Genomic DNA, 16,971 nt, shown 5'->3' with positions numbered 1-16,971 from the left:
TGCTCGGCTCGGGTATCGCCATGCCGGCAGACCAGAGCGAAGAAGAGACCTTCGAGACGGATGATTGCGATCCCTTGGAAGGCGAGTGCAACGAGCCCGGTGGGGTGCAGGGCCCATACTAAGGCCCTGTCACCACTGAGCGCGTTAACTGGTTGAAAATATTGGGGAAACCTGGGCTCTGAAATTGTGACTTGGGTCTAGGTTCCCCATGATTTTCGGCGCTAGGCTGTCAGCATGTCTCGTACAGATGGAATACGATCATGGGTATAAAGACGGCCATTCGCGGCAGCGTGCGCAGTGTCATGGGGCGCAAACTGACCTTGTCGCTGGGTAGCGAGCAGCACGAGTTCGACGCACCGGAGGATCTCAAGGACTTCCTCAAGGGCCGCGCGCAGATCAGCGCATCGACCCTTTCCCGCTTGAAGGATTTTCCGGCCCAGCGTCTCGATCACGAGCGTGCCAAGACCTCGCGGCTCTACAAGGCCGTGCTCGGACTTCTGCTCCAGGTGGTCGAGAATCGCATGCCCATGGACATGCTCTGGCGAGAAATGGATATCGATGTATTGCCCGACGAGCGCCAGTGGCCGGCCATCCTGTTTGCCATTTCCAGTTCCGATGATTTCGACGAGTCGGCCAAGCGCGAATCGGTCGAACGTTTTGTAGAATACCTGCGCCAGCGCAAGGCGCTGCTCGATCGACTGATCGAAGTTGCCGCCAGCGATACGCCGGACCCCCTGGCAACGGCCGAGATCGAATCCATGGTCGCCGAAGGTGCGCCGATGGAAGCCGAGCCTGATGGCGACGAGGACGATACGGCAGCGGCCATGACCCGCAGCCGTGACTACCGTCGCATGCCGGGCGAACGGGAAATCATCGTTCACATGAAGGAAGGGGACCAGTTGCCTGTCTACCTGGCACGCTGGAAGATCCTGCTTCGTTATACCGATGGCAATCTCTATTTCGAGGAAGACGGAGTCCAGCTTCCCATGGAGAGCGAGCGCACGACCATTGGCCGCTCCAGCCAGGCAACGGTCGCACTGACCGGAGCGCCGATGGATGTGTCGCGTACCCACCTGGTGGTGGCCTGGAAGGGCGATGGCCGAATCGGCCTGACTGACGTCTCCAGCAAGGGCACCTGGTTGCCCGGGTCGGTGCTGGACGAGGCCATGACGGCAGCCTGAGCATCAGCTTCAAGCATTAAAAAACCCGGGTATGACCCGGGTTTTTTTTGGCAACCGCCTAGAGATCAGGCAGCCAGGGCAGCTTTTACCTTTGCCAGTTGCTCCTTCAGCTCGGCCGGGACGCGCTGACCGAAGCTTTCGACATACTCGCTGATGGCCGCCACTTCCTGTTGCCATTCCGCCTTGTCGATCGACAGCAAGGATTCCAGCGTAGCGGCATCGATATCCAGGCCTGCCGTATCCAGCGCACCCTTGGCAGGAAGCTTGCCGATGGGCGAATCCACGGCTTCGGCCTTGCCAGCCGTGCGGTCGAGAATCCAGCGCAACACGCGCAGGTTTTCGCCGAAGCCCGGCCAGGTGAACTTGCCATTGTCATCCTGGCGGAACCAGTTGACGTGGAAGATGCCCGGCATCTTGTCGGACTTCTTGCCCATGGCGAGCCAATGGCCCCAGTAGTCGGCGAAGTTGTAGCCACAGAAGGGCTTCATGGCCATCGGGTCACGGCGGACCACGCCGACAGCACCGGTAGCAGCGGCGGTGGTTTCCGAAGCCACACCGGCGGCAACCAGTACGCCATGGTTCCAGTCATTGGCTTCGTACACGAGCGGCGCGACCGACTTGCGGCGACCACCGAAAATGATGGCCGAGATCGGCACGCCACGCGGATCTTCCGATTCCGGTGCGTAGCAGGGATTCTGCTTCGCCGAGACGGTAAAGCGCGAGTTCGGATGGGCCGCAGGGCCTTCGCCGTCATACGGATTGCCTTTCCAGTCGACGGTCGGCGTGTTCTTCTTGCGGCCTTCCCACCAGGGTTCGCGATCGTCGGTGGTCGCGACATTGGTGAAAATCGTGTCGTGGGTGATCATGTCGAAGGCGTTCTTGTTGGTCGCACGGTTGGTGCCCGGCACCACGCCGAAGTAACCGGCCTCGGGGTTGATGGCCCGCAGCTGGCCTTCATCATCGAAGTGCAGCCAGGCGATGTCGTCGCCAACCGTCCAGATCTTCCAGCCCTTGTGAGACTCCGGCGGAATCAGCATGGCGAGGTTGGTCTTGCCGCAGGCCGACGGGAATGCAGCAGCCACGTACTTCTTTTCGCCCTCGGGGCTTTCCAGGCCGACGATCAGCATGTGCTCGGCCAGCCAGCCTTCCTGTCGCGCCTGGTAGGAGGCGATGCGCAGGGCATGGCATTTCTTGCCGAGCAGGGCATTGCCACCGTAGCCGGAGCCGATCGACTTGATGGTCAGCTCTTCCGGGAAGTGCATGATGAAGCGCTTTTCCGGATCCAGGTCGCCGGTGGAGTGCAGACCCTTGACGAAGCTGCCGTCCTTCTCGATGCGGGCAAGGGCCTTGTCACCGGCACGTGTCATCAGGTGCATGTTGACGACCACGTAAGGGCTGTCGGTGATCTCCACGCCGCAGCGGGCATAGGGTGAATCGATCGGACCCATGCAGTAGGGGATGACGTACATGGTGCGACCCTGCATGCAGCCGTCGAACAAGGCATCGATCTTGTCGTGCGCCTCGCTGGGTGCCATCCAGTGGTTGTTCGGGCCGGCATCTTCCTGCTCGCTGGTGCACACAAAGGTCAGGTGCTCGACGCGAGCCACGTCGTTGGGGTCGGAACGATGCAGGTAGCAGTTCGGGTAGGTTTCCTCGTTGAGCGTCTCGAGGGTACCGTCGGCCAGCATCTGCTCGATCAGCTCCTGGTACTCGGCCTCCGAGCCATTGCACCAGCGGATCGTGTCGGGCTTGGTCAGCTGGGCAATACTCTCCACCCAGGCGGCGAGCTCGGCATTCTTCGTAGTCATTTCAACCCCTAGTTCCGGCCGGAAGTCGGCCAATTTCATACCGGAAGCCGCAGGCAATGGTCGCCAGCGGCTGCGAAGCGCGCCATTATACCTGCCCCAATCGAGAAATCGGACCCCCGGAGGCCATTTTCCATGGCGCGCTGGTGTACTCTTGCAGACTGACGCGGGGGGCGTGATCCGTGTCCCGGAATTTGTCGAATAATGTCGACTAAACTATTGTAATAGCTGAATATTTGCCCAGGAGGGGAGACATGGGTGAGCGGACAGTGCAGGAAGTGCTCAAGCGCCGCAGCGATGAGACCATTCGCAAGCTTGAGGCCATGCGCAACAAGGGCAAGCCAAGGAAAAAGCGGGGCAGTGGCTGGAAGGGCTTCATCCTGTTCCTGGTGGTCGTGCTTTTGCTGGCCGGACTCGGCTGGGCTGGCTGGCTCGGTTACAGCGCCAAGGAAGCCTTCGCTGCGCATCGCTGGGACCAGCCTGCACGTGTATACGCCCGTGCGCTGGAACTCTACCCGGATCAGCAGATTTCCCGTGCTGCGGTCATTCGTGAACTGGAACGCCTGGGCTACCGTCAGGTCGAGGTTCCGGATCGCGAAGGCAGCTATTCCACCTTCAGTAACGGCCTGCGCCTGGTCACCCGCGGTTTCGTCTTCTGGGATGGCACCCAGGACAGCCGCGAGGTCAGCCTGCAGTTTTCCGGTGACCGGCTTGCCAGCATTAAGGATACGGGGCGGAACGACCAGGTCGTCCTGTTGCGCCTGGACCCCCCTCTGATCGGCAACATCTTCCCGGCCAGTGGCGAGGATCGCATCGTCACCAGTGTCGACGAAGTGCCCCAGTTGCTCGTCGACATGCTGCTCGCGGTCGAGGATCGTCGCTACTACGAACACGCAGGGGTGGATCCGAAGTCGGTGCTGCGTGCTGCCGCGGTGAACATCGAGGCAGGGCAGATCGACCAGGGCGGCAGCACCATTACCCAGCAGCTGGTGAAGAATTTCTACCTGACACCGGAACGTAGCTTCGTGCGCAAGGCAAACGAAGCCGTGATGGCCTTTGCGATCGAAATGTTCCATTCGAAGAAGGACATTCTGTCGGCCTACCTGAACGAGGTCTATCTCGGCCAGGATGGCCAGCGGGCGATCCATGGCTTCGGCCTGGCAAGCCATTTCTGGTTTCAGCGACCCATCCAGGAACTGGAGCCTCACCAGATGGCCCTGTTGGTCGGCATGATTCGCGGGCCGGCCGCTTATGATCCGCGTCGCAACGCCGAGCGCGCCCGCGAACGGCGCAACCAGGTGCTGGATATTGCCGTCGACCAGGGCGTTCTCGAGGATGCCGCTGCGCGTGCCGCCCGGGAGAAGCCACTGGGTGTCACCCAGGATGCCCCGGCTGGTACCAGTTACTACCCGGCATTCATGGACCTGGTGAAGGAACAGCTGGCCGCGCTTTATAACGAAGGCGAACTCACTCGTGCCGGCTTGAAGATCTTCTCCACCCTCGATCCCGACATCCAGCTCGAGGCCGAACAGGCGCTTGATGGTCAGTTGACCAGCATCGAGCGTTCACGTGGCCTGCCGGCAGGGAGCCTCGAGGGTGCAGTGGTGGTTACCGGTCTCGATGGTGCGGAAGTCAGGGCCGTGGTTGGAGGTCGCGATGCGCGCTTTGCAGGTTTCAATCGTGCCCTGTCGGCGGTTCGTCCGATCGGCTCGTTGATGAAACCGGTGGTCTACCTGTCGGCGTTCAACCAGCCGAATCGTTTCTCGCTGGCAACACTGGTGGAGGACCAGCCGCTGGAAGTCGAGTTGCCGGATGGCAAGGTCTGGAAGCCCGAGAATTACAAGGGCGAGTACCATGGCACGGTTCCCATCTACTCGGCACTGGTCAATTCCTACAACATCCCGACGGTCAAGGTCGGCCTCGGGGTCGGCGTCGAAGAGGTGATACGCAACCTCCAGCTGCTGGGCTTCGGAAGGCGACCGACGGCTTATCCCTCCTTGCTGCTGGGTGCCGTAACCATGACCCCGATGGAAGTGGCGCAGATCTACAACACGCTGGCCGTTGGTGGTTTCCGCACGCCGTTGCGTGCCATTCGCGAGGTCATCGGTCCGGACGGCCAGCCCCTGACGCGCTACGATCTCGAGGTCAAGGAATCCACCGACATGGCGGCGACCTACGTGGTCAATCGGGCCTTGCAATGGGTGACACGCGAAGGAACGGCCCGCAGCGCTGCGCAACTGCCGTTCGGCGTTGCTGGCAAGACCGGCACCACCAACGACTACCGCGACAGCTGGTTTGCGGGTTATTCGGGCGATCAGCTCAGCGTGGTCTGGGTGGGCCGCGATGACAACGAACCGTCCAACCTGACCGGTGCCAGTGGTGCCTTGCCGGTCTGGATTCGTTTGATGCGCAACATTGCCGCCGAGTCGTATCGCCCGGTCAAGCCCGACAATGTCGAAGAAGTGCTGGTCGACATGCGTTCCTGGCAACGCGCCTCCGAAGGGTGCAATACGGCCAGGCGCCTGCCCTTCGTCGAGGGTTCTGCGCCTGACAACGAACCGGCCTGTGGCGGCAATCTCGTCGACAAGATGAAGAGCGTGTTCCAGTGATGTTGTCTGGATTGCGTGGTGGCCTGTTGCTGCTGGTGATTGCACTGGCTGGCTGTGCCAGCAGCCCGCCGGTCGACGACGGCCAGGGCAGTGACGATTTCTACCAGGGTGGCAGTGCCGACCTGGCCGAACGGCCACAGAACCCGGCGGTCATTGCCTTGCTGGAAGAGGCCAACCGCCAGCAACAGGCGGGCAATCCCGATCTCGCGTCGTCAGCTGTCGAGCGTGCCCTGCGGATAGCACCACGCGATCCGCGCATACGCTTGCGCCTCGGCTGGCTGCGGCTGGAACAGGATGATCCCTTCCAGGCGAAGGAGTTTGCCCGACTGGCTTACGTTCATGCGGCAGGCAACGAGGAGATGCAGGCCGAGGCCTGGGATCTCATTGCAGCGGCAGAAACCCGGATCGGCAACCAGCAGGAGGCCGAGCTAGCCAGGCAGGAGGCCGCACGCCTGCGCGACTGATGAACGTGTCCCCTGACAAGTCACAACCGGCCGGAATGTCGGAGCAGGCGCCGGTGTCCGCTGCAATGGACAGCTGGTTCGCGACCGGTGGCGAGCTCGAACGTTGCATCGAGGGCTTCCGCGCCCGGGAGCAACAGCGGGTGCTGGCGGGTGCCGTGGCGGCTGCCATCGACGAATCACAGGTGCTCGTGGCGGAAGCGGGGACAGGTGTCGGCAAGACCTTTGCCTACCTGGTGCCAGCGCTGTTGTCCGGCAAGCAGGTCATCATTTCCACCGGTACCCGGCACCTGCAGGACCAGCTTTACCATCGCGACCTGCCGGCGGTCCAAGCGGCCACTGGTCGTCCTGTCGACGTGGCCCTGCTGAAAGGTCGTGCCAATTACCTGTGCCTGCATCGACTCGACATCGCGCGCGAGGAAGCCTCGGTGTCTTCGCGCCGCGACATGTCGCAGCTGGAACGCGTTGCACGCTTCGGCAACGAAACCGGCAGTGGAGATCTCGCCGAGCTGGTGGAGCTGGCCGAGGATTCTCCGCTCCGCCCGCGAATCACGTCGACCAGTGAAAACTGCCTTGGCAGTGAATGCCCCCTCTACAACGACTGTTTTGTCGTGAAGGCGCGCCGGCGTGCCCAGGAAGCGGATGTCGTGGTGGTGAATCACCATTTGCTGCTGGCCGACATGGTCCTGAAGGAAGAAGGTTTCGGGGAGCTCCTGCCCGGTGCCGATGCCGTCATCATCGACGAGGCGCACCAGTTGCCGGAGCTGGCGTCGAATTATTTCGGCAGTGCCGTGTCCAGTCGCCAGCTGGTCGGCCTGGCACGCGATACCCTGGCGGAGGCCTTGAAGGTCGCGAGTGATACCAACCAGCTTGGCGACCGGGCACGACAGCTGGAATTCCGTGCCAGCGACCTGAAGCTGCGACTTGGCGAGGACATCGGTCGGTTTTCCTGGCGCGAAGGTCGGTCTCGACAGGGCGTCGAGGCAGCACTGGAAGCATTGCAGACCGCGCTGGCGGAGTTTCGCGAAGTGACGGCAACGCTGGCCGCAGAGTCGCGAGGCCTGGAGAACTGCCACGAGCGAGCCGAACTGGCACAGGCACGCCTCGACCAGCTCGATGCAGCCGATGCACCGGGCATGATTCGCTGGGCCGAGCTGACACGCCGGCACTTCATCCTGCACGCCACACCGGTCGATCCGGCCGAACAATTGCAGCAGCAGGTCTATGCACGCCCGACGGCCTGGATATTCACGTCCGCGACCCTGTCGGTCGGCAGGAACGTGAAGCATTTCATCGAGCGCATGGGGCTGGACGAGCCGCGTGTCGAGTTGCTCGACAGTCCCTTCGACTATGCCAACAACGCCTTGCTGTTCGTGCCGCAGGGCTTGCCGGCACCCAGCGACCCGGGCTTCACGCGTGCCGTGGCGCGCCAGGCCTTGCCGCTGATTCGTGCTTCGCGGGGCAGGGCCTTCGTGCTGTTTACCAGCCACCGCGCGCTGCGGGAAGCAGCCGGGCTGTTGCAGGATCACATCGACTACCCCTTGCTGGTACAGGGCGACATGCCAAAAGCGCACTTGCTGGAACGTTTCCGCCAGGCGGGCGACGCCGTGTTGCTGGGTACCGGCAGTTTCTGGGAGGGCGTGGATGTGCGCGGCGCCGCGCTCAGCCTGGTCATCATCGACAAGCTGCCGTTTGCCATGCCGGGCGATCCGGTGCTGCAGGCACGGCTTGATGCGGTGCGCGCCAGGGGCGGCAATCCCTTCATGGATTACCAGGTGCCGCAAGCAGTGATCGGCCTGAAGCAGGGCTTCGGTCGGCTGATACGCGATGTCACCGACACGGGCGTGATGGTGATCTGCGACAATCGTCTCTACGGCAAGTCCTATGGCAAGGTGTTTCTGGACAGCCTGCCGGATATCAGTATTACCCGTGATGCCTCGACCACCTTGCGATTCCTGAACGAGTTGTCCTGATGAACATGCAGACGAATTCCCATCAAACCGTGCTTGGACTCGACATGTCGACCGAGATCACGACGGTGGCCTTGCAGCTGCCGACGGGCGAGCTGCAACAGGCGTCGCTCGAAGGCCCGCGGCCCTCGCGCGACGTGCTGAAGGAGGCCGAGCGCCTGCTGCAGGACGCCGGTGTGCGCTTGTCCGATGTGGAGGCGCTGGCCTTCGGGCGAGGTCCCGGTGCCTTTACCGGGCTGCGGGTGGCGGCCGGGATCGCGCAGGGCCTGGCACTGGGACTCGACATACCCTTGTTGCCGGTATCCAGCTTGCAGGCGCTGGCCTGGCGCGTGTTCCTGGAGTCCGGCGAAGCGCGTGTCGTGGCGGCGCTGGATGCACGCATGAACGAGATTTACTGGGCGGCTTTCGAATGCAGCGAGCAGGGTATCGAGACCGTTGCCGAGGAATCGCTGGCCATGCCCACGGCCTTGCGCTGGCCGGCAGGCCGGGGCGACGACTGGGTGGCTGCGGGGCCGGGATTTGCCGCCTATGACGCCTTGCGTGATCTGGCTGCAAGGCACGGCAAGGGCCCGGCCATGGACGCCATCCGGCCTGATGCGCAGCATGTCATTGCCTGCAGCCGATTCGTGGCGGCGGTTCCCGTGGAAGAGGGAATCCCGGTTTACCTGCGCGATGAAGTCGCGTGGAAGAAAGCCTGACAGGACTGGCAGGGCTGTCACCAAACTGTCATGTTCGGATGCTGTAATGCTTTGCGGGTTTGACTGGCAAGGGTCCCGATGAGCGAAAAGATCATACTGGTAGTCGAGGATGAAGCCGCCATTCGTGAAATGGTGGGCTTCAGCCTGCGCAAGGCGGGCTTCGCGGTCAGCGAGGCGGCGGAATGTGCGGAAGGGCGCCAGCGCATTGCAGAACATCTGCCTGACCTGATCCTGCTTGATTGGATGCTGCCCGACATCAGCGGCATCGAGTTTGCGCGCTCATTGAAGCGTGACGAGCTGACGCGCGAGATCCCGATCATCATGCTGACCGCTCGCGCGGAAGAAGATGACAAGGTTCGCGGCCTGGAAAGCGGTGTGGATGACTACATCACCAAGCCGTTTTCCGCACGTGAACTGGTGGCGCGCATCAAGGCCGTGCTGCGGCGCGTGTCGCCGGAAGGCGACGCCGACGTCCTGGCAGCCGGAAAACTTTCCATGAACGTGGCCAGTCACCGGGTCAGCGCCGATGGCGAGGCGGTCGAGCTCGGTCCCACCGAGTTCAAGTTGTTGCGCTTCTTCCTCGGGCACGTCGGTCGTGTCTACAGTCGCAGCCAGCTGCTGGACCGGGTCTGGGGCGGCAATGTCTATGTCGAGGAGCGCACCGTGGATGTGCACATCCGTCGCCTGCGCAAGGCGCTGACGCCGTCCGGCTGCCATGAATACATCCAGACGGTTCGCGGCGCAGGCTATCGTTTCTCGGTGGAGTGAGCCCGGCACGCTCTCGCCAGCCATGAATCATTCTTGAGGACGCCACATGCAGGAAAGCAGGGTCAGGGAACTGTTTCGCCTTGCCGGCCTGTTGCTGGCGGGCCTGGTGCTGGGAGCCATGTATGGCTCGGCACTGGCCGGCCTGCTGCTGGCCCTGCTGCTGTACCTGGGCTGGATGCTTTTCTGGCTGTTCCGGTTGGAGCACTGGCTGATCCATGATCGCCGGGCCATGCCGCCCGAGGCGGCCGGGATCTGGGGCGATGTCTTCTACCAGCTGTATCGTCACTTCCGCAAGAATCGTCGTCGCAAGCAACGCATCGCCCGCCTGATACGCGCATTCCGTGATTCCACCTCCGCGATGCCGGATGGCGCCGTGCTGCTGAATCGCAGCTGGCAGATCCTCTGGTTGAACGATGCCGCTGCCCGCCTGCTGGGGCTGGATCCCGGCCAGGACGTCGGGCAGCGGGTGGCGAACCTGCTGCGCAATCCACTGTTCGTTCGCTACCTGGTCGAAGGCGACTTTTCCCGATCGCTGGAACTGCCGTCGCCGCTGGATGACGAGCAGCAGTTGTCCCTGCAGATTTCAGCCTACGGGGACGGCCAGCGGCTGATGCTGATCCGCGACATCACCCGCCTGCATCGGCTCGAACAGGTACGCCAGCAATTTGTCGCCAATGCCTCGCACGAACTGCGCACCCCGCTGACCGTGATGCGTGGCTACATCGAAGCCATGCAGGACGAGCCCTCCCTGCAGGACGAATGGCAGCAACCGCTGCAGGAGATGTCACGCCAGGCGGAACGCATGGCCCAGATAGTCGAGGGCTTGCTGCACCTGTCGCGCCTGGAGACTGCGGGCGAAGCGATGGAGAACGAGAGGGTCGCGGTGGGCGAGCTGCTGGAATCGCTGGTGGCACAGGCCAGGCTGCTGCCGGGCGCCCCGCAGGACATCTCGCTGGAACTGCAGTCGGATGCCAGCCTGCGTGGCAGCAGGGACGAGCTGTTCAGTGCGTTTTCCAACCTGCTGTTCAACGCGGCCCGCTATACGCCGGAGGACGGGAAGGTCACCGTGCGCTGGTCGGTCGACGCGGGCAGGGGCCGGGTGGACGTCAGTGATACGGGTATCGGCATTGCCCGCGAGCACCTGCCACGGCTCACCGAGCGCTTCTACCGGGTGGACGAGGGACGCGACCGCGATCGCGGTGGCACCGGGCTCGGGCTGGCGATCGTCAAGCACGTGCTGCAGCGGCACGGGGCGGAGCTCGATATCGGCTCGACGCCGGGCAAGGGCAGTCGCTTCAGCTGCCTGTTCCCTGCCAGCCGCGTGCTGGACTGACACCTGGCAGCGCCCAGGCTGTTACGCAGGCTTCATCGTACTGTCATCAAACTGTCATCTGCCTCCGGCAAAGTTCTCCCCGACAACCAAGCAACAGCAACCAGGTCCCAAAGGGGTAAAGACATGTTGAAGCAAACTGCAATGATTTTCGGCCTCGCTGCACTGACCAGTGCGCCGCTGGCCACTGCGGGTGACGAGGGTCGTGTCGATCCGAACCTGCCGGCTTACGAAAAGGCCGCCGGCGTCTCCGGCAACCTGTCGTCGGTCGGATCCGACACGCTGAACAACCTCATGACCCTGTGGGCCGAGGAGTTCAAGCGCGCCTACCCGAACGTCAACATCCAGGTGCAGGGCATGGGTTCCTCCACCGCACCGCCGGCGCTGACCGAGAACACCGCCAATCTCGGCCCGATGAGCCGCATGATGAAGGACGGCGAGATCGAAGCCTTCGAAAAGCGCCACGGGTACAAGCCGCTGGCCGTGCCGGTCGCCATCGACGCCCTGGCCGTGTTCGTCAACAAGGACAACCCGATCGAAGGCCTGAGCATTCCGCAGATCGATGCGATTTTCTCGTCGACCCGCAAGTGCGGTGCAGCCGATAACGTCGACTCCTGGGGTGACCTCGGCCTCGAGGGCGCGTGGGCTGGCCGTGACATCCAGCTGTATGGTCGAAACTCGGTCTCTGGCACCTACGGCTTCTTCAAGGGCAAGGCGCTGTGCAAGGGCGACTTCAAGCCGACCGTCAACGAGCAGCCGGGTTCGGCCTCGGTGGTGCAGTCCATCGGCACCTCGGTGAACGCCATCGGTTATTCCGGCATTGGCTACGTCACTTCCGGTGTTCGTGCGCTGCCGATCGCCAAGCGGGAAGGCGGCGAGTTCATCGCGGCCAGCCCGGAGAATGCGGTGTCCGGCAAGTATCCGCTGGGTCGCTTCCTGTACGTCTACATCAACAAGCACCCGAACGAGCCGCTGGATCCGCTGGTTCGCGAATTCCTGACCATGATCCTGACCAAGCAGGGCCAGGAAGTGGTCGTGAAGGATGGTTACATCCCGCTGCCGGCCACGGTTGCGGCGCAGTACCGGGAAATGATCAGCCAGTAAGCCCGGCTGGTGACATCCCGCTGATTCGCTACCCTCCTGCGAATTGTCATCTTGAGAGCCCCGCGAGGGGCTCTTTTTTGTGGAAAGCCCGCAACCATGGGCCTTCCGGGTGACAGTTCCTGTCACAGAAACTTCATCCTGGCGCCGGAATTGTCATAAAAGTGTCACTTCCTGCGCCTATCATTGCGCTCAGCCATGGGGGGGAACCCTGATCCGGCTTGAGAACAACGACTGCTAATCAATCCTGACAACGTTAGAGGACAGGAAGACATGAAACCGACCCGTACCGCGATTGCTCTACTGGCTGGCCTGCTTGTTGCCATGCCGGCAACGGCTGCCACCGACGTCTCCACCAAGGGTGGCCTCAGCGCCGAGAACGGCGACGAGTTCTCCTTCAAGTTCGGTGGCCGCATCCAGCTTGATTACGCCATTTTTGATGAAGACAACGTGCCCATGAGCAACGGCTACGAATTCCGCCGTGCTCGCCTGTTTGCTTCCGGCACCCTTTACCAGAACTGGGACTACAAGGCGCAGTACGACTTCGCCGGCGACGACCTGACCGCCAAGGACCTGTACGTTCGCTACAGCGGCCTGGACAACGCGTCGGTCACCATTGGCCAGTTCAAGCAGCCATTCGGCCTGGAAGAGCTGACCAGCTCCAAGTACATCACTTTCATGGAGCGCAGCGGCAACGCGATCTTTGCGACCAGCCGTCGTATCGGTGTCGGTTACAACAGCGCCAGCAACGATTCGACCTTTGCGGCTTCGTTCTACGGCCAGCCGGTCGGTTTCGAGCCGGCAGGCGACGAGGGCCTCGGCCTGGGTGCCCGCTACACGACGCTGCTGAGCAAGTCGGATGACGGCCTGTTCCATCTTGGTGCCGCCGTGGCCATCGAAGAGGCTGCCGACAGCGATCTCGAGGAACTGCGTTTCCGTGCCCGTCCGTCGGCCCACCTGGCCGAGCGCCTGGTCGACACCGGTACCTTTGCCGGCGTGGATACGCTGACCAAGCTGGGCGTCGAAGCTGCCTGGGTGTCGGGTCCGCTGTCCGTGCAGGGCGAGTTCATGACGGCTGACGTTGCTCGTGCCGATGGCTTCGAGGACGCAGCGTTTTCCGGCTACTACGCCTTTGTCAGCTACTTCCTCGATGGCGTGACCTCGCGTCCGTACAAGAAGGGCAGCTTCGGTCGCGTCAAGGCCAGCGGAGTCTGGGAGCTGGGTCTGCGCCTGAGCGTGGTCGACCTGAATGACGAAGATGCCGGTTTCGCCGGTGGCGAACTGACCGACATCACCATCGGTGCGAACTACTACGTCAATCCGAACCTCCGCTTCATGTTCAACTACGTGATGGCCGAGGGCGAGTACATCGGTGGTGCCACCGAAGAGCCGAATGCCATCCAGGTCCGGATGTCCTTCGACTTCTGATCGTTGCGTGATGCAGGGATGGCGCCAGCCGGGTCCGAACCGGCTGGCCCTTTCCTGTATTGTGGCCTGAAACCCGGATCGACTGTCGAACTGACATGCAAGGTGCCGACAATCCATGAGACTGTTGCGCTTCATCACACGCTTCACCGGCTTGCTGATCGTTTTCCTGTACGGGATTCCGCTGGTCAGTACCCTGGTGCTGATTCGCGCCGTGTCGACCAAGTCGCACGAGCGTGCGGTCGTATGGGCAGGGCGTCACTGGTTTCGCCTGCTGGCACGCGTACTGTCCTTGCGTATCAGCAGCGAAGGCCAGCCGGCTCCCGGCCCGGTACTGATTGCCGCCAACCACGTCTCGTGGCTGGACATCGTGGTGATGGGCCAGTGGATCGGCCCGCACTTCATTTCGAAGAGCGAAGTGGCCAACTGGCCGATCATGGGCTGGTTCGCGCGCAACGCGGGCACGCTGTTTATCGAGCGTGGCCAGCATGACAGTGCGGCGCGAGCGATCGATGCCATGACATGGCGCTTGAAGCGCGGCGATGAACTGCTGTTCTTCCCCGAGGGCACCACCTCGGGCGGGGAAGGCATTCGACGCTTCAAGCCGCGGCTGTTCCAGCCGGCGGTGCGCGTCAATGCCAGCGTGCAGCCGGTCAGCATCACGTATCGCCTCGAATCCATCCAGGCCGGTGCGGACTGGGACGCCGTGCAGTTCATCGATGGTTACAGCTTCATGCAGAGCATCATCGGCGTCTGCTGGAAATCCAGTACGGCGATCCACGTGACCTGGCACCCGGCGTTCCCGGTCGAGCATACGGAACTGCGGGACATTGCGACCCGTGCCGAGCAGGCCGTGGCAACGGGCATCGAATCGACGCAGGCGCGCCTGGGCTTCGGCCCGGCCGGCGAGCCTGCCAGCGAAAGACAGAGCAGCCATTGATGCTGCTGCAGAACTGGAAAGGACAATGACGGAAGCCGCAAGCACCAAGCATGCCACCGAGTTGACAAAGAACACGGCGCGACGCCGCATGCGCAGCCTGAAGGATCGCGTTGCGCACTACGCCGTGTCCGTAGGTGGCGTTGGCGTGATCGTGGCGATCATGCTGATCTTCTTCTACCTGCTGTATGTGGTCCTGCCACTGTTTGCCTCGGCAGAACTGAAGTCCGAGCAGGTGCTGGAGCAGCACGCGGACGGCCAGGAAATCCTGATGCTGAGCCTCGAAGAGCAGGCAGTGCTTGGCATGCAACTGACCGAAGACGGCTCGGCGAGCTTCTTCCGCACGGCTGACGGCGAGCCGGTGCTGGAAGAACAGCTGGGTAACGGCGCCCGGGTTTCCGCCGTGTCGAGCGTGTCACTCGCCGGCCACGAATGGCTCGCGGGTTTCGACAACGGCACGGTGCAGTTCTTTGCGGCGGATTACACCATCACCTATCCGCGGGGCACCGAGCGCAAGATCACACCGCAACTGCTGAAGCCGCTGACCGACGAGCCAATCACGATCAGCGACGACGGCGAAGCCATCGTCGCCGTGGCAGGACGGCGCGGCGAAGACACGGCCAGCATCCTCAGCGTGCTTGCCTCGGGCGACATCCTGCTGACCACGATCAGCCTGGAAAGCAACTTCCTCACCGGTGAACAGTCCGTCGGCGAGATCGACAGCCTGCGGATTCCGCATGCGCTGCCTGATCGCGAAGCCGTTACCTTTGCCTTGATGGATCCGCAGCAGGAATGGATGTACCTGGCCGGTCGCTCCGGTGTCGGCATGGTGCTGCGCCAGCGCGCTGGCGAGCTGTCGCTGAACGAGCGGGTCCGTTTCACGGCCAAGGGCACCGAGCTGACCGCCCTGAATTTCCTCACGGGTGGCATTTCGGTCATGGCCGGCACGGAGCAGGGCAATGTTCACCAGTTCTTCCCGGTGCGCGAATCCGGCATCGCCTACACGCTGGAGAAGATTCGCAGCTTCGAGGGTGTCGACAGCCCGGTCACCTTCATCGAGCCGGAAGAGCGTCGCAAGGGTTTCCTCGTGGGGCATGCCTCCGGCGAGCTCGGTATTTACTATTCGACATCGGAGCGCAAGCTGATTGAACAGCGGATCGCTGATGCGTCCTTGCGCAGGGCGGCCATCTCGCCGCGTTCCGACTGGCTGATGCTGCTGGACGAGCAGGGCAGGCTGGCCAATTTCGAAGTCATCAACGAGCATCCGGAAGTCTCCTGGTCGTCCATCTGGGGCGAGGTCTGGTACGAGAGCTATCCGGAGCCGGATTACGTCTGGCAGTCCTCCTCGGCCAGTAACGACTTCGAGCCCAAGTTCAGCCTCGTGCCCTTGTCATTCGGCACCTTGAAGGCCGCCTTCTACGCGATGCTGATTGCGATGCCGCTGGCGATCATGGGCGCGATCTACACGGCCTACTTCATGACCCCGGGCCTGCGGAAGCTGGTCAAGCCTTCGGTCGAAGTGATGGAGGCCCTGCCGACTGTCATTCTCGGCTTCCTTGCCGGCCTGTGGCTGGCACCGCTGATGGAGCAGAACCTGCCCGGCATATTCCTGCTGCTCTTGCTGCTGCCACTCGGCATGATCATTACCGGTTTTGCCTGGACGCGCGTGCCGGAAGAGATCCGCTTCCGCGTGCCGGCTGGCTGGGAAGCGGCCTTGCTGGTGTTGCCGATCGTGTTGATGACCTGGCTGGCATTCAGCGTGTCGGGACCGATCGAGAACGTGTTCTTCAGCGGCAACATGCCGCAGTGGCTGTCGACCGAAATGGGCATCAGCTACGACCAGCGCAACGCCATGGTGGTCGGCTTCGCCATGGGCTTCGCGGTCATCCCGACCATTTTTTCCATTGCCGAGGACGCCGTGTTCGGTGTGCCCAAGCACCTGAGCTACGGCTCGCTGGCACTGGGTGCCACACCCTGGCAGACGCTGGTGCGCGTGGTATTGCCGACGGCCAGCCCGGGCATTTTCTCCGGCGTGATGATCGGTCTCGGCCGCGCGGTTGGCGAGACCATGATCGTGCTGATGGCGACCGGCAACACGCCGGTGCTGGACGCGAACATCTTCCAGGGCATGCGCACGCTGTCCGCCAATATCGCGGTGGAAATGCCGGAATCGGAAGTGGGCAGCTCGCATTACCGGCTGCTGTTCCTGGCAGCGCTGGTGCTGTTCATCTTCACCTTCTTCTTCAACACGCTTGCCGAGCTGATTCGCCAGCGGCTGCGTAACAAATACAGCGCAATCTGATCATGAGAAATGCAGAGCAAAAACCCGCTTTCAAGGCCTGGTGGAAAGGTGGTTCGCCGTGGGTCTGGCTGAACGCCGGCGCCGTCAGCATCAGCATGATCATGGTGCTGGGCTTGCTGTTGCTGATTGCCGTCCGTGGCCTGTCGCACTTCTGGCCCAGCACGGTCCATGAAATGCGCGTGGTCGAGCCGGATGGCACGGTCAGCCTTGTCGTCGGCTCGATCCGTGATACCGAAAGCGTCACGGCGGCGCGCATCCGCGAATCCGGCATGACGCTGGAGACCGACAAGGACTTCGTCGATCGCTACCTGGTCAAGACCGGCAACCGCGACGCCCTGGGTTCGGATTTCCGCTACCTGCTGGCGCCGCGCATTACCGACTACG

13 protein-coding genes are annotated in these 16,971 nt (G+C 62.6%); 12 read left to right on the top strand and 1 reads right to left on the bottom strand.

Annotated features, from left to right (window positions below):
• Window positions 1-260 precede the first annotated feature (260 nt).
• The gene (locus tag R3217_08230) at window positions 261-1,181 is read left to right on the top strand and encodes an FHA domain-containing protein (GenBank protein ID MDX1455425.1); all 921 of its coding nucleotides are present in this window, start codon (window positions 261-263) and stop codon (window positions 1,179-1,181) included.
• A 65-nt stretch (window positions 1,182-1,246) separates the two neighbouring features.
• Here R3217_08230 and R3217_08225 read toward each other — a convergent pair whose 3' ends face one another.
• Window positions 1,247-2,989, bottom strand: coding sequence for a phosphoenolpyruvate carboxykinase (GTP) (locus R3217_08225; protein ID MDX1455424.1), 1,743 nt, complete (start codon window positions 2,987-2,989; stop codon window positions 1,247-1,249).
• Between the two features lie 251 nt (window positions 2,990-3,240).
• Between R3217_08225 and mrcB the strand changes: the two genes are divergently transcribed.
• The 11 genes from mrcB to R3217_08170 form a co-directional block, all read left to right on the top strand.
• Window positions 3,241-5,595, top strand: a complete 2,355-nt coding sequence (mrcB, locus tag R3217_08220) for a penicillin-binding protein 1B (protein MDX1455423.1) — start codon at window positions 3,241-3,243, stop codon at window positions 5,593-5,595.
• Window positions 5,595-6,059 (top strand): hypothetical protein, encoded by a 465-nt coding sequence (locus R3217_08215; GenBank protein MDX1455422.1) that lies wholly within the window; start codon window positions 5,595-5,597, stop codon window positions 6,057-6,059. The genes mrcB and R3217_08215 overlap by 1 nt, the downstream gene beginning before the upstream one ends.
• Before the next feature lie 53 nt (window positions 6,060-6,112).
• Entirely contained in the window at window positions 6,113-8,029 is a 1,917-nt protein-coding gene (locus R3217_08210; GenBank protein MDX1455421.1) for an ATP-dependent DNA helicase, read from the top strand.
• Window positions 8,029-8,724, top strand: coding sequence for a tRNA (adenosine(37)-N6)-threonylcarbamoyltransferase complex dimerization subunit type 1 TsaB (gene tsaB / locus R3217_08205; GenBank protein ID MDX1455420.1), 696 nt, complete (start codon window positions 8,029-8,031; stop codon window positions 8,722-8,724). Before R3217_08210 ends, tsaB begins: the two co-directional genes overlap by 1 nt.
• A 78-nt stretch (window positions 8,725-8,802) precedes the next feature.
• Entirely contained in the window at window positions 8,803-9,492 is a 690-nt protein-coding gene (gene phoB / locus R3217_08200; GenBank protein MDX1455419.1) for a phosphate regulon transcriptional regulator PhoB, read from the top strand.
• A gap of 46 nt (window positions 9,493-9,538) precedes the next feature.
• A complete protein-coding gene (gene phoR, locus R3217_08195) occupies window positions 9,539-10,825 on the top strand; it encodes a phosphate regulon sensor histidine kinase PhoR (GenBank protein MDX1455418.1) in 1,287 nt (428 codons plus the stop codon).
• Window positions 10,826-10,948: 123 nt separating this feature from the next.
• On the top strand, window positions 10,949-11,926 hold the full coding sequence (locus R3217_08190) for a phosphate ABC transporter substrate-binding protein PstS family protein (protein MDX1455417.1): 978 nt from the start codon (window positions 10,949-10,951) through the stop codon (window positions 11,924-11,926).
• Between the two features lie 270 nt (window positions 11,927-12,196).
• A complete protein-coding gene (locus R3217_08185; protein ID MDX1455416.1) occupies window positions 12,197-13,351 on the top strand; it encodes a porin in 1,155 nt (384 codons plus the stop codon).
• 115 nt (window positions 13,352-13,466) lie between these two features.
• Window positions 13,467-14,288, top strand: coding sequence for a lysophospholipid acyltransferase family protein (locus R3217_08180; protein ID MDX1455415.1), 822 nt, complete (start codon window positions 13,467-13,469; stop codon window positions 14,286-14,288).
• A gap of 25 nt (window positions 14,289-14,313) precedes the next feature.
• Complete coding sequence (locus R3217_08175; protein MDX1455414.1) at window positions 14,314-16,587, top strand: ABC transporter permease subunit; 2,274 nt, start codon at window positions 14,314-14,316, stop codon at window positions 16,585-16,587.
• 2 nt (window positions 16,588-16,589) lie between these two features.
• A partial coding sequence (locus R3217_08170) for a phosphate ABC transporter, permease protein PstA (protein MDX1455413.1) occupies window positions 16,590-16,971 on the top strand: 382 nt, incomplete at its 3' end.

This window comes from Gammaproteobacteria bacterium (assembly GCA_033720895.1).
Classification (GTDB): Bacteria; Pseudomonadota; Gammaproteobacteria; order Natronospirales; family JAJUFS01; genus JAWWBS01.
Note: the sequence above shows the minus strand (reverse complement) of the source record. Positions and strands in the feature narration are given on the sequence as shown.

Coding starts and splice junctions, on each gene's coding strand:
- R3217_08230 (MDX1455425.1), top strand. CDS start 261: ATGGGTATAAAGACGGCCATTCGCGGCAGCGTGCGCAGTGTCATGGGG.
- R3217_08225 (MDX1455424.1), bottom strand. CDS start 2,989: ATGACTACGAAGAATGCCGAGCTCGCCGCCTGGGTGGAGAGTATTGCC.
- mrcB (MDX1455423.1), top strand. CDS start 3,241: ATGGGTGAGCGGACAGTGCAGGAAGTGCTCAAGCGCCGCAGCGATGAG.
- R3217_08215 (MDX1455422.1), top strand. CDS start 5,595: ATGTTGTCTGGATTGCGTGGTGGCCTGTTGCTGCTGGTGATTGCACTG.
- tsaB (MDX1455420.1), top strand. CDS start 8,029: ATGAACATGCAGACGAATTCCCATCAAACCGTGCTTGGACTCGACATG.
- phoB (MDX1455419.1), top strand. CDS start 8,803: ATGAGCGAAAAGATCATACTGGTAGTCGAGGATGAAGCCGCCATTCGT.
- phoR (MDX1455418.1), top strand. CDS start 9,539: ATGCAGGAAAGCAGGGTCAGGGAACTGTTTCGCCTTGCCGGCCTGTTG.
- R3217_08190 (MDX1455417.1), top strand. CDS start 10,949: ATGTTGAAGCAAACTGCAATGATTTTCGGCCTCGCTGCACTGACCAGT.
- R3217_08185 (MDX1455416.1), top strand. CDS start 12,197: ATGAAACCGACCCGTACCGCGATTGCTCTACTGGCTGGCCTGCTTGTT.
- R3217_08180 (MDX1455415.1), top strand. CDS start 13,467: ATGAGACTGTTGCGCTTCATCACACGCTTCACCGGCTTGCTGATCGTT.
- R3217_08175 (MDX1455414.1), top strand. CDS start 14,314: ATGACGGAAGCCGCAAGCACCAAGCATGCCACCGAGTTGACAAAGAAC.